Origin of the sequence: Agrobacterium sp. ST15.16.055, from assembly GCF_027956555.1 — a bacterium.
GTDB lineage: Bacteria > Pseudomonadota > Alphaproteobacteria > Rhizobiales > Rhizobiaceae > Agrobacterium > Agrobacterium salinitolerans.
Window position 1 is genome coordinate 83,531 of the sequence record NZ_JAQKGN010000009.1, and the last position, 12,669, is coordinate 96,199.

The following is a 12,669-nucleotide window of genomic DNA, read 5'->3' on the forward strand; positions in this document are numbered from 1 at the left end:
CCAGTTTATGCATCGATATGGAGGTGTGGCAACAGCAATTTTCGCGGAAAGTTGAGCGGCTTAGGATTATGAAAAATAAGACCTTTTCTTCCGCATCCCAAGGATCGCGCAAGGCATTGCCGGCCCTTTATCCGCCGTTACCGAAAAGGTTTGCGTGGTCATTGCGATGCCGGGCATCGTTCAAAAAAGGGAAAGAGGCTGCAACACTTTTAAATGGTTCACCGGTCCTGAAATCTGTTTCGCTCAATGTATCCTGTTTTAAACACCGGGCCAAAAACCGCTTAGCGGGTTCGGTCTGATACTTAGGATCACACACTAGCCTTCGCGGCTGTAACAATTCAATGAAAATAAATAGGCCTTCGCCGCAGCCGCACCTGTTGCCGGTGGCGGCGGCGTGAAACCGGGCGATATCGCCGTGTTCACCCGAGGCAAAAAGGCCGCGTCATCATTTCCCCGGCGCGGATCGTTACGCAGGTATTGGGTGGAACGGCGCACCATGGGGTGCAATCAAACGAAAAGGGCTCGGAACTCAGCGCAATACCCTCTTCCAACCCACGCCAGTAGAGCGTCGGTGGTTTGTCATCGCTAGACCAGCGGAAGGCATGCACGCAATCGCCGTCCATCAGCACGGCGCTGAAGCGCAGGGCGGAGGAGACGCCCGCCGCGATCATCTTTTCCTGACAGAGGCGAAGCGCGGTGGAAATGGCGCGTACCGGATCGGCATCAAGGCCGAGGCCGGCGGCGATGAGGAAAATAGCTTCGCTGTCGCCGGTGCCGCGCCGGGATGCATAGATATCATCGGGAATAAGGGAGTCGATATCGCGCCTTATCTGCTCGTAACCGCCGATCTGGCCGTTATGCATGAAGAGATATTGCCCATGCGCAAATGGGTGGCAATTGGCGCGGGATACTTCGCCCGACGTGGCGGAGCGGACATGGGCCATGAACATGCCCGAACGAAGCTGGTGACAGAGTGCCGCGAGGTTGGCATCCGACCAGGCGGGTCTGGTATCGCGAAAGACGCCGGGCGTTCCGCGTTCGCCATACCAGCCAAGGCCGCAACCATCGCCATTGACGACGGTTTTCGCTTCCCTTGCGGCCATGGACTGGCTGACCAGCGATGCTTCCGGCTCGATCAGCAGGCTGTCGAGCCAGACGGGTTTACCGGAATAGGCAAAGAGGCGGCACATTCATGCGGCTCTGTTCAGGGCCTTGTTTCCGAGCGCGAAGCCGACGGCGGCCTTCGCGTGAATTGCGGTCGAATCGTAACCCGGCAGCGGCAGGGCATCGGGATCGATCAGCAGCGAAATCTCGGTGCAGCCAAGAATGACGGAATCGACGCCAAGTGCGCGGGCTTTTTCGATGACCGCGAGATAGCGCTCGCGCGAGCAGGACTTGATTTCGCCCCGGCAGAGTTCGCCGAAGATGATGTCGTGGATCGCAGCCCGGTCTTCCGCATCGGGCACGACCACGTCGACGCCATGGCGGCGCATGCGCTCGGTGTAAAAACCATGTTCCATCGTGTAGCGGGTGGCGAGCAGAAGCGGCTTGCGGCGTCCGTCCGCTTTCAGGGCAGCGGCGGTTTCGTCTATGATATCGATAAGCGCCACGCCGGACATTTTCGCTACGGTTTCAGCGACAAGATGCATGGTGTTGGTGCAGATCAGCACGCAATCGGCGCCCGCATTGGCAAGGCGCGCACCGGCAGCACCCAGAAGTGCGCCTGCCTCATCCCAGCGATCGGCCTTCTGAAGGGCGACGACCTCGGAAAAATCGAGCGAATGCATGACGATGTCGGCCGAAACCAGCCCGCCGCGGCTGTCGCGCACAGCCTCATTGATCATGCGGTAATAGGTTGCGGTGGATTCCCAGCTCATGCCGCCGATCAGGCCGATCCGTTTCATAAGAGTTCCCTTATCGAGTTTGATTGAAAATAAGAATGCCATCGTCGGGGCGAAAACGGCATGCGTTTTTGCAAGGATTTCACGATATATATGCAAAATCAGGGCGTTCTTTCTATGAAAATCGCAAATTTATTGCGCTATTGCGTTAACCTGTGCATTCTTTAACGATGATTGATGATCGCGACCGCCGAATCCTTGCGATTCTCCAGGAAAATGCAGAAACGCCGCTCGCCGACATTGCGGAGGAAGTGGCGCTGTCGCTATCCGCCTGTTCGCGGCGCATTACGCGGCTGCGGGCGGAAGGTTATGTGACGGGTACGATGGCGCTGCTCGACCGTCGCAAGATCAACTTGCCGACCACGGTTTTCCTGCTGGTCAGAACCGGCCTGCATGCGGAGGACTGGCTGGACCGGTTCCATGCCGCCGTCAGCACCATACCCGAAATTGTCGAGGTTCACCGGCTGACCGGCAATTTCGACTATATTCTGAAACTGGTGCTGCCGAATGTCGAATATTACGACACGATCTACAAACAGATCCTGCGCCGCGTCGAGCTTTACGACATGTCCGCCTATATCTCCATGGAGACGGTGAAGCTGTCGTCTTCGCTGCCGACGACACATATCTGAGTGTTCGTCGGGCCTTGATCAGCGCGCCGCCTTAAAGCGGACGCCAAAGCGAAAGCTTCGCGTCTCGCCGGCTTGCAGCGTAATCGCATCCGCGAGTTCCGGTTGGTTGAAGGCGTTGGTCGGCGTTTCCACCGGTTCGAGCGCGATGGATTGCCGCCTGCCGCGTGCAAGCGTATCGCCGGTGAAGACATGCATGTGCCCGCGCTCCTGCCAAACCGTCAGGCTCGAACCGTCGTGGCGGTTTTCCAGCCTCGTCTCGTAAAGCTCGTTTTCGGATGCGATGAGATCGGTGAAACAGACATCGAGTACATGGCCGGACAGCGGTGCGTAAAGAAAGCGGGTGTCGTCCCGTTTGACCATCCCGCCCTGTGCGCCGCGACGGGGGATCAGGTCCTCGTCTGTTTCAATCGCCGTTCGCGAGGGCAGCGTGAGGAGAAGATCGTCGATAGACGTCGTGCCGGGCAGGCGGAAATAGGGATGCCACCCGGCGGCGAAAGGCAGGGGCCGGTCATCGCGATTGATGCCGCGTATGTCGATGGTGACCTCATGGCCGGCGAAACGATATTCCACCTCGATGGCGAGACGGTAGGGATAACCCTCAAAATCCGCAGGCGCTATTTCGGCGCGGAAGACGAGAGTGTGAGCGCCGTGTTCCTCGAAAGACTGCGTAAGCGCGAAGGGCAGGGCTCTGGCAAATCCGTGGAAGACGAGGTCTTCATGGGCAAGCACCGGTTCAATGCGGTGCGCTTGTCCGTCAAAACTGAACTGGCCATCCGGGATGCGATTGGTGAAGGGTGCGAGAATGCCGTTTCTCACGCCATTGTGCGATTGCATTTCGGCAGGCGTCGAATAGCCGTCGACAAGATTTTCGCCTTCGCCGCCATCGGTAGAGACCGGCCGCCAGCTTAGAAGCGTCGCGCCCTCATAAGCGACTTCGGCTGTGAAACCGTTTCCAGAAACGGTCACACCGGCAATCCCCGTGCCTGTCGTGGGGGTAGTCATCGGGAAATTGTCCTTTGCATACATGCATCTGCGGTCATCGAGGCGACTGCCGTGCCGATTCGCCCGATCATCTTCGCTGACGGACAATTTCGCAATGGCCGTTAAGGGCCCGCAAGGGCTGTATCAACAGGCTCCGCCATTCCGGGTCCGCCGTGCAGTCAGTCCGGAAAAGTGCGTTTCGCGCCGCTGAAATATTCCATCAGCGCGGCCTGATCCTCCCCACCCAGCCCGGCCGCAGTCAGCATGCGGTGCACCTCGGCGCAAACGGCTGTCAGCGGCATGGCCGTGTTGGTGCGCCGGGCGAGATCCTGCGCGCCGTTCAGGTCTTTCACCATATTGTCGATGCGTCCGGTGCGGCGGTAATCTTTCGCCACATAACGCGGCATGTATTCCTGCAGGATGGCGCTGTCGGCGCGGCCGCCCTTCAGCGCCTGCGGTATCTTGGCGGCATCGACGCCGGCATCCAGCGCAAGCTGCGTTGCTTCCGCCACAGCAAGGAAATTCAGCCCGCACAGAACCTGGTTGATGAGTTTCGTCGTCTGCCCTGCGCCACAGGGACCCATATGGGTGTAGTTGCTGGCCACATGCCGCAGCACGCGATGCGCATCGGCCACATCCTTGTCGCTGCCGCCGGCCATCAGCGTCAATTGCCCGATGAGCGCCTTGGGTGCACCGCCGGAAAGGGGGCTGTCCACCCAGCGCAGGCCTTTTCCCGCAGCGTCGGCCGCCAGTTCCTTCGTCGCTTCCGGATCGATGGAGGACATGTCGATGATCAGCGTGCCGGGTTTCGCCCCTGCCGCGACGCCATCCTTGCCGAAAACGGCGATGCGAACGATTTTCGGCGAATTGAGGCTGAGGATGACCACATCGGAAACCGAAGCCGCTTCCGCAGCCGTCCCCGCGCTCTGCGCGCCAAGGCTCGTCAGCGCCGCCACCTTTTCCGCATCCAGATCGAAAACCGTCAGCTGATTTCCGGTCTCGATGAGCCGTGTGCCGATCGCCCCGCCCATGGCGCCGGCGCCGATCAGGGCGACTTTGTTCTTCTCGGTCATGGTGTTCACGGCCTCCTCCCAAAGTGTCGTGGTGTCGTCGGTTCAAAACCGGATGGCGGCCGCAGCCGCCCGTCCGGTTTCGGTGTTTTAAAGCGAAGCGGTGATGCCGCCGTCGACATAGAGAATATGTCCGTTCACGAAGGACGAGGCATCGGACGACAGGAAGATGCAGGCGCCGACAAGCTCTTCGACCTTGCCCCAGCGACCGGCGGGCGTACGCTTTTCAAGCCATGCCGAGAAGGTTTCGTCCGCCACCAGGGCCGCGTTGAGCGGCGTGTCGAAATAGCCGGGTGCGATGGCGTTGCATTGCAGGCCGTATTTGGCCCAGTCCGTCGCCATGCCTTTCGTCAGGTTGCCGACGGCCCCCTTGGTGGCGGTGTAGGGCGCGATGCCGGGGCGGGCAAGGGCGGTCTGCACGCTGGCGATGTTGATGATCTTGCCACGGCCACGGCCGATCATGTGGCGCGCGGCAGCCTGCCCGGCGTGGAACACCGAGGCGATGTTGGTCTGCAGCAGGCGCTCGAAGGCATCGGCTGGAAAATCCTCCAGCGGGGTGCGGTGCTGCATGCCGGCATTGTTGACCAGAATATCGATGGGGCCGACCTCCGCCTCGAAACCGCCGATGGCCTTGCGCACCGCTTCGTGATCGGTGGCGTCGAAGGCGAGGGTTTTCGCACCCTTGATGCCGGCGGCGGCGGCTTTCAACTTCGCCTCGTCACGCCCGTTCAGCACCACTTCCGCGCCCGCTTCCGAAAGCCCTTGCGCCAGCGCAAAGCCAATGCCCTGGGACGAACCCGTGATCAGGGCGCGGCGGCCGGAAAGATCGAACAAATTAAGGCCCACTGTTTCCTCCAGTCTCTCGATATTGCATTCGTACAGAATTATGTTATCGATAACATTCATCCCTTTCGGGCGTGGATGTCAAGGCTTAAACGCCCGGTCTCGGTACGGGTCGGGCGCGCGGGGAGGCCGCACGACGTGTAAATGCGCGGCAGGCGGCGGTGACAGGGATGCGGATTATTCGTCGCGCCATTCAGGCGCGATGTCGAGCGGGAGATATTTATGAGAGCGATTGTCGCCCATGGGGCAAAGGATGTGCGCATCGAGGAGCGGCCCGAGGAAGCGCCGGGGCCGGGAGAGGTGCGGCTTCGTCTGGTCCGGGGCGGAATTTGCGGCAGCGATCTGCACTATTACAACCATGGCGGCTTCGGCGCGGTGCGGCTTCGTGAACCCATGGTGCTCGGCCATGAGGTCTCCGCTGTCGTCGAAGAACTGGGCGAGGGCGTGGAAGGGCTGAAGGTCGGCGGTCTGGTTGCCGTTTCGCCGTCCCGCCCGTGCCGAACCTGCCGCTTTTGCCAGGAAGGCCTGCACAACCAGTGCCTCAACATGCGGTTTTATGGCAGCGCCATGCCTTTTCCGCATATTCAGGGCGCTTTCCGTGAGGTTCTGGTGGCCGACGCCCTGCAATGCGTGCCGGCCGATGGCCTGAGCGCTGGCGAGGCCGCCATGGCGGAGCCGCTGGCGGTGACGCTTCACGCCACGCGCCGCACCGGCGATTTGCTGGGGAAACGCGTGCTTGTCACGGGTTGTGGCCCCATCGGCATCCTGTCCATTCTGGCTGCGCGCCGGGCGGGTGCAGCGGAAATCGTCGCCACCGACCTTTCCGCTTTCACGCTTGCCAAGGCGCGTGAGGCGGGTGCGGATCGTGTCATCAATAGCAAGGATGAGCCCGACGCACTTGCCGCTTATGGTGCGAACAAGGGAACTTTCGATGTTCTCTATGAATGCTCTGGCGCAGCCGTCGCACTTTCCGGCGGCATTACCGCGCTTCGTCCGCGCGGCATCATCGTCCAGCTCGGGCTTGGCGGCGATATGAGTCTGCCGATGATGGCGATCACCGCCAAGGAACTGGATCTGCGCGGCTCTTTCCGCTTCCACGAAGAATTTGCCACCGGCGTTGAATTGATGCGTAAGGGCCTGATCGACGTCAAACCGTTCATCACCCAGACCGTCGATCTCGCCGACGCCATCTCGGCTTTCGAATTCGCTTCGGATCGAAGCCGTGCGATGAAGGTGCAGATCGCTTTTTCGTAAGCGCGTTTCCCCGCACGTAAGTGTTTGAAGCTTTTGACCGGTGGCGGATCACTCTGTCACCTGCTTTTTTTGGCGGCGCTTTCCCACCCACGACAACCGTTGAGCATGTTACCGATATCATGTTGTGTTTTGAGCGCTGTACGGGAAAAAGCCAAGCCATTGGCATTTTTCCGGTGTTATGTAGCAAGCGCACCATAAAAATAAGAAAATCCAAGCACCAGTTTGCTTACAATCGCTTGGCAGGCAGCGCACTTGAACTTGCGGCGGGTCTTGATTTCGTAGTGGTCAAGGCAACCGCACTTCTGGCAAATCGGTTCACCACCCTGCCAGCGGAGCTTCCAGAAGGTTTCGTTAGCCTTTTCCTCAGCACCCCTAAAGATTTCCCTGAGGGAGAGGGCTTCTTCGGAGAGAAGGAAATGTCGCGTCATTTGTCATCGTTTCCGTTACCTATGCATCGTATATAGTATATTGACGTGACGCAGTCAATGGCATACGCCATCATTTACGATACATTTTGCATCATAGGTGATACATGGTCGAAAAGACTGACTGGGAAATGAAGGCGGCGAACCTTCTGAAGGCGGAATTGAAGCGAAAAGGCGTGACTTATTCCGGCCTTGTCGAAATGCTAGCCGAGATCGGTGTTGACGAGAAGGAGGTGAACGTGCGGAATAAGCTTTCCAGGGGCAAGTTTACGGCGGCGTTTTTATTACAATGTCTAGAGGCTATTGGTTCGTCATCGCTGCGGTTGGATTGACCCTCACCTTTGGGTCAGGTCAAGCACAGGATCAGCCCGATAAGGCCAGTGGGGAAGCAGGCGCACATCAGAGCGCACCCTACCAGTTTCCGTTTTCTGTCCCGGTTAACATAATCGAGGACAAGGCCACATCCGATGCCCGCGACAGGCATGAGCAAGAAGCTCGCCAGCGCGAGATAGAAGACCTTGTCGCCCAACAAGGCATGAACTTTGCTACGCAGGCTATGAATGATGCCACCCAGAGAATGGCTGAATATGCTTGGTGGTCTACTGTATTTGTCGGAATTGGCACATTACTTCTGATTTTCACTCTCTGGTTGACCCGACTAGCAAACAAAGCGGCCCAAGAAGCCGTTGCCGTTACCCGCGACATGGGGCAACGGCAGTTGCGCGCCTATCTCCACGTTGGCGCCAACTACCCCTTTGCAATCATCGAGGGGGATGTTTCGAGTGATGGTACTAAGATCGTACAAGGGTTTGGCGTCTCCCTTTCCATCGAAAACAAAGGTATCACTCCCGCCAAGAAATTCACCTTTGTGGCCCACGCGAGAGGAACCAGAAACGGCGCTGCCGTTTGGGAACGCAGTCTCTGCGCGATTGATGCCGGAGGCGACTTCGAAGATATCAGCGGTAGTATTGGTTGCAACCTTTCTATCCGGCCCATCCCTAATCTCCAACGCTTGACGCAAATGGAACGGGACGAAATCGACGTTGAGATCGAAATTGGCTATCAATACGAGGACGTTTTCGGAAACCGGTATCCGGGGACTGTCCTTTATTCGGGCCGCTTGGGGCAGCAAGGCTTCCTGAGACGAATGCCTTTCATCGTCGACAAGAACTTCGGGTTGCAAAGTCAGTGAACCAAGAACGAAGCCAATACCTATTAGCATTCCAAACCATTTCCATACGCGCATAGAGCTGTCCTTTCTTTAGGGCTGGCCTTCGTGGAACCGCTTGGTGCGCTTGCTACATAAGGTCGCATTTTTCCTCTGACAGTCACCTGCACCGGCTTGCACATTTTGACGCAGGTCAAAAAGGTGATTTGCCACCTGCCGCTATTTGCGTTATCGAAATTTCAGAAATTACTGAAAATTCAGGAAACGAAGAAATGCCGACCAACCTCTCGCCGCTCGTTCAGTCCTTCGTGCTGCATTTCGGTGAGATGGGCAGCCGCTGGGGCATCAACCGCACGGTCGGCCAAGTCTATGCTTTGCTCTATATTTCGCCGCAGCCGCTGTGTGCGGACGATATTGTGGAGGCCCTCGGTATTTCCCGTTCCAACGTGTCGATGAGCCTGAAGGAGTTACAGGCGTGGAACCTTGCAATTCTCAAGCATTTTCCCGGCGATCGGCGCGATTTTTTCACAACGCCTGACGATGTCTGGCAAATTCTCCGCACCCTTGCCGAAGAGCGCAAGAAACGCGAGATCGATCCCACGCTCAGCGTGCTGCGCGAAATTCTGATGGAAACGCCCGAAAACGAAGACGAGCGGCATGCGCAACAGCGCATCGATGAGATGAAAACGCTGATCGAGCAGCTGACCGGCTGGTATGACGATGTGAAGCGGCTGGAGACGGAACGGCTGGCTTCGCTTCTCGCGCTCGGTTCGAAGGTCACGAAGTTTCTGGAGGCCAAGGACAAGATCGTCTCCCTCGCCAGACCCCGCGGCGCGAAGAAGGACGGGTGAGGAGATCGGCCGTGAGCATATCAGTGGAAATTCGCCAGGGGTCCGATGGTGACGGGGCAGTCTGTCCCGTTCCGGCTGCAGTCTCGCCCGATACGATGGGGCGGCGCAAAGCCAACCGCAAAACCTTTCGCGACAGAGCTGACGGGCGGGCGAAAATGACAGGCGCGCCGGTGGTGGGGAAATTCGTTGCCCTGCCGCATGTGCTGGCGGCGCTGCTCTGGTTGCCGCAGGCAGGTTTGCTTGCCTTTTCAGTCGGAAGAATTGCCGATGGCGCGCCGATGATGGCGATCGTGCCCGCCGCGGCTGCGGTTCTCATCCTCGGCCTCATCAAGGCATGGCTGGAAAAGATGGCGGCGCGTCTGTCGTTTCGTGCCGCCCGTGCGGCGCTGTCGCAACGGCGGCTGGAAGCGCTGAAGGCCGTGGCGAAGGTTTCCCCGCTCGATCTGTCACGTACCGCCTCCGGTGAGGCGGCAGGCGTCGTGGCCGAGGCGGCGGAAGCGCTGGTGCCCTATCTTTCCCGTTTCCAGCCGGCGCGGATGAAGGCGACCTTCGTGCCGCTGGTTTTCGTGCTGGCGATCCTGCCATTCACCTGGATTGCGGCGCTGGTGCTGCTGCTCGCCATGCCAACCATCCCGCTTTTCATGGCGCTCATCGGCTGGCAGGCGAAGGCCGCCAGTGAAAAGCAGCTTGTTGAGACCGGCAATATGAATGCCTTCCTGCTTGATCGCCTGCGCGGGCTGGAAACGATCCGCACGCTTAAAGCCGTCGATCTGACTGCAAAGCGTCTTAGCGCCGATGCGCAGAACCTGAAGAAGCGGACGATGGCAGTGCTCAGGATCGCCTTTCTCTCCTCGGCGGTGCTGGAGCTTTTCGCAGCGCTCGGCGTTGCCATGACCGCCGTCTATATCGGTTTTCATCTGCTCGGTTTTCTCAATTTCGGCGCCTGGGGCCACAAGCTGACACTCGCCGAAGGTCTTTTCATCCTGCTTCTGGCGCCGGCCTTTTTCGAGCCGCTGCGGGAACTCTCCGCCGTCTGGCACGACCGCGCAGCCGGCGAAGCGGCGCTTGATGCGCTCGGCAAATTGACGGCCGGCGGCGCGGCTATTACGGGCGAGGGCGCGGATGTGGCGTCTGTCCCATCCCCGATGCCCGGCCTGGTGGAGATCAATAATCTCTCTTTCGCTTATCCGAGCGCCCCACCTGTCATCCAAAATCTCAACCTGACGGTTCAGCGGGGTGAGAGAGTTGCGATCCTTGGGCCTTCCGGTTGTGGCAAATCCACTGTACTCTCCTTGATTGCCGGGTTGGCCGAGGCTGGAGAGGGCTCGATCAGGGTCGGTGGCGTCAAGCTCGATAATGCGACGGCGGATGGGCTGCGCAGGACGATCGGCTGGGTCGGCCAGAAGCCGTTCTATTTTGCCGGTTCGCTGAAGGCGAATATTCGCTTCGGCCGTTCGGTTGTCAGTGACGGCATGGTGGAAGAGACGCTGCGCCGCACCGGGCTCGACGGCTTGTCGCATGCACGCCGGCGCCTGCAGATCGGCGATGGCGGATATGGAATCTCGGGCGGGGAGGCGGTGCGGCTTGCCATTGCGCGTGCTTTCGCAGACCCCGCAACGCAGCTAGTTCTGGCCGACGAGCCGACAGCCCATCTCGACCGGGAAACGGCTGCTCTCGTCACGGATAACCTGCTGCAACTGGCAAATGGCAGGACATTGATCGTCGCGACCCATGATCCGGTGCTTGCGGCGCGCATGGACAGGATCGTGGATATGACGGCGATCCATTCGAGGGGGCAGCCATGATCGCGCATTTTGCGATATTGAGACCCATTATTGGCCTGTTCTGGTCGACGCGGCGCGGCATGCTGCTGGCGGGCGCGGCTCTGGCGGTAACGACGGTGCTGGCGGGCATCGGCCTTCTCGGCGTTTCCGGCTGGTTCATCACCGCTACGGCGATTGCCGGCCTTCTGCCGGCAACGGCCTATGCTTTCGATGTCTTTGCGCCTTCGGCCGCCATTCGTCTTCTGGCGCTGGCGCGCACCGCCGCCCGTTACGGCGAACGCATGACGACCCATGACGCCACGCTTTCCGTGCTTGCAGCCCTTCGGGAAAAGCTGTTTCGTGGCTTTGCCGCGCCGCAGGCTGCGAAATCCCTGGAGGCGAGGCCTGCGCGCCTGCTGAACCGGCTGACGGCGGATATCGACGCGCTGGATTCGCTTTATCTGCGCGTGCTGGTTCCCGCCGCCGTGGCGATCCTTGCCGCAATCGCGACAGGCCTCGGGCTTGCTTTTCTCCATCCTCTGGCGGGCATTCTGGCGGCGGTTTTCCTCATCGCGGCGGGGCTTGGAATTTCGGTGCGCGCCGCCTTGCGGGCGGAAACATTCTCGCGCCGCCGGGCAATCGGGCTGGAAGCCCTTCGCGCCCGCACGGCCGATCTCGTGAACGGGCAGACGGAGTTCTTGACCGCCGGCCGCCTCTCCGCGCAGGTCACGGCGGTGAAACGGGCGGATGATTACCTCTCTGCCTGCGATGGTACCCTGAACCGCATCGAGACCGGTGCCGGTTTTTCCTTCGGGGTTTCAGCGGCCGTTCTTTTGAGCGCGGCCCTTCTCGGCATGGCCTGGCTTGCCGAACGGGGGGCGGTCACCGCGCCGACGGCGGCGCTCGGGCTGCTGGTCTGTTTTGCCGCGCTGGAGCCTTTCACGGCGCTGCGCCGCGGGGCGATGGAGCTTGGGCGCACGCTGTTTTCCGCAAGGCGCATCGCGCCGCGTCTCTCGGCAACGGTTGAGGGTCGGTGTCCCGTCTTGCCGGCCAGCGGGATGGCGGCAAAACTCGAAGATGTGCATCTGGAGCGGGAGGGGAACGACAATCCTGTCCTGACGAATATCAACCTTGCAATCGCTGCCGGGGAACGGGTTGCGATCGTCGGCCCGAGCGGCGCGGGCAAGACAAGTCTCATCCAGCTTCTGGGGGGTGAATTGCAGCCGGTTGCAGGCACGGTCAGCGCCCTGCCGTCCACTCTTATGACGCAGCGAAGCCAGCTTTTCCGCGACAGTATCGCAGACAATCTGCGGCTCGCGAAACCCGCCGCAACCGGGACCGAGCTATGGGACGCGCTTGAGGCGGCAGGCCTTGCCGAACACGTCAAAACCTTGGCCGCCGGGCTGGAGACAAGGCTTGGCGAGGCGGGCCAAGGGCTTTCCGGCGGCCAGTCGCGCCGGCTGGCGCTCGCCCGTTTCCTGCTCGCCGACCGGCCGCTCTGGCTTCTCGACGAGGTGACGGAAGGGCTGGACGGCGAGACAGCCCGCGACGTGCTCACCCGGCTGTTTGCGAGGGCGGAGGGAAAGACTGTCGTGATGATCACCCATAATCGCCGCGAGGCGGAATTTGCCGATCGCATCATCGTGCTGAAAGACGGGCGCCAACTTGATCAATGTCAAAGCGGCACCCCGGAATACGACGTAGTGCTTGAGACACTACGTCCGGACTGAGATTTTTGAGAGCCGGCGTCGTCTTTGAAATGGAAGGCCGGTCTTCCGGAA

13 protein-coding genes are annotated in these 12,669 nt (G+C 60.0%); 8 read left to right on the top strand and 5 right to left on the bottom strand.

From position 1 onward, the window contains the following. Positions 1–419: 419 nt before the first annotated feature. Together PL599_RS14565 and PL599_RS14570 are read right to left on the bottom strand one after the other, a co-directional pair. Positions 420–1,190, bottom strand: a complete 771-nt coding sequence (locus tag PL599_RS14565; protein ID WP_077984798.1) for a class II glutamine amidotransferase — start codon at positions 1,188–1,190, stop codon at positions 420–422. Further along, positions 1,191–1,904 carry an aspartate/glutamate racemase family protein gene (locus PL599_RS14570; RefSeq protein WP_269824589.1) on the bottom strand — a complete coding sequence of 238 codons (714 nt, stop codon included), beginning with the start codon at positions 1,902–1,904 and terminating at the stop codon, positions 1,191–1,193. Between the two features lie 167 nt (positions 1,905–2,071). Here PL599_RS14570 and PL599_RS14575 point away from each other — a divergent pair, with 167 nt between their 5' ends. Then, positions 2,072–2,533 carry an Lrp/AsnC family transcriptional regulator gene (locus tag PL599_RS14575; protein ID WP_077984799.1) on the top strand — a complete coding sequence of 154 codons (462 nt, stop codon included), beginning with the start codon at positions 2,072–2,074 and terminating at the stop codon, positions 2,531–2,533. Between the two features lie 18 nt (positions 2,534–2,551). Here PL599_RS14575 and PL599_RS14580 read toward each other — a convergent pair whose 3' ends face one another. The 3 genes from PL599_RS14580 to PL599_RS14590 all read right to left on the bottom strand — a co-directional run bounded on the left by PL599_RS14580 (position 2,552) and on the right by PL599_RS14590 (position 5,430). Further along, on the bottom strand, positions 2,552–3,535 hold the full coding sequence (locus PL599_RS14580) for an aldose 1-epimerase (RefSeq protein WP_269824588.1): 984 nt from the start codon (positions 3,533–3,535) through the stop codon (positions 2,552–2,554). Between the two features lie 158 nt (positions 3,536–3,693). Then, complete coding sequence (locus PL599_RS14585) at positions 3,694–4,587, bottom strand: NAD(P)-dependent oxidoreductase (RefSeq protein ID WP_077984801.1); 894 nt, start codon at positions 4,585–4,587, stop codon at positions 3,694–3,696. An 87-nt stretch (positions 4,588–4,674) separates the two neighbouring features. Then, a complete protein-coding gene (locus tag PL599_RS14590; protein ID WP_269824587.1) occupies positions 4,675–5,430 on the bottom strand; it encodes an SDR family oxidoreductase in 756 nt (251 codons plus the stop codon). A 219-nt stretch (positions 5,431–5,649) separates the two neighbouring features. On the opposite strand from PL599_RS14590, the gene PL599_RS14595 reads away from it, so the two are divergent. From PL599_RS14595 to cydC, 7 genes are all read left to right on the top strand, one after another. After that, positions 5,650–6,681, top strand: a complete 1,032-nt coding sequence (locus PL599_RS14595; protein WP_269824586.1) for an L-idonate 5-dehydrogenase — start codon at positions 5,650–5,652, stop codon at positions 6,679–6,681. 20 nt (positions 6,682–6,701) lie between these two features. Continuing rightward, complete coding sequence (locus PL599_RS22855; protein ID WP_442866953.1) at positions 6,702–7,145, top strand: hypothetical protein; 444 nt, start codon at positions 6,702–6,704, stop codon at positions 7,143–7,145. A 68-nt stretch (positions 7,146–7,213) separates the two neighbouring features. After that, on the top strand, positions 7,214–7,438 hold the full coding sequence (locus tag PL599_RS14605) for a DUF6471 domain-containing protein (protein WP_269824585.1): 225 nt from the start codon (positions 7,214–7,216) through the stop codon (positions 7,436–7,438). Beyond that, complete coding sequence (locus PL599_RS14610; protein WP_269824584.1) at positions 7,435–8,298, top strand: hypothetical protein; 864 nt, start codon at positions 7,435–7,437, stop codon at positions 8,296–8,298. Before PL599_RS14605 ends, PL599_RS14610 begins: the two co-directional genes overlap by 4 nt. Before the next feature lie 248 nt (positions 8,299–8,546). Continuing rightward, positions 8,547–9,125: a GbsR/MarR family transcriptional regulator gene (locus tag PL599_RS14615; RefSeq protein WP_137412489.1), complete on the top strand. Its 579-nt coding sequence runs from the start codon at positions 8,547–8,549 to the stop codon at positions 9,123–9,125. A 155-nt stretch (positions 9,126–9,280) separates the two neighbouring features. After that, a complete protein-coding gene (gene cydD / locus PL599_RS14620) occupies positions 9,281–10,930 on the top strand; it encodes a thiol reductant ABC exporter subunit CydD (RefSeq protein WP_442866954.1) in 1,650 nt (549 codons plus the stop codon). Continuing rightward, positions 10,927–12,618, top strand: a complete 1,692-nt coding sequence (gene cydC / locus PL599_RS14625) for a thiol reductant ABC exporter subunit CydC (protein WP_269824583.1) — start codon at positions 10,927–10,929, stop codon at positions 12,616–12,618. Before cydD ends, cydC begins: the two co-directional genes overlap by 4 nt. Positions 12,619–12,669: the final 51 nt, after the last annotated feature.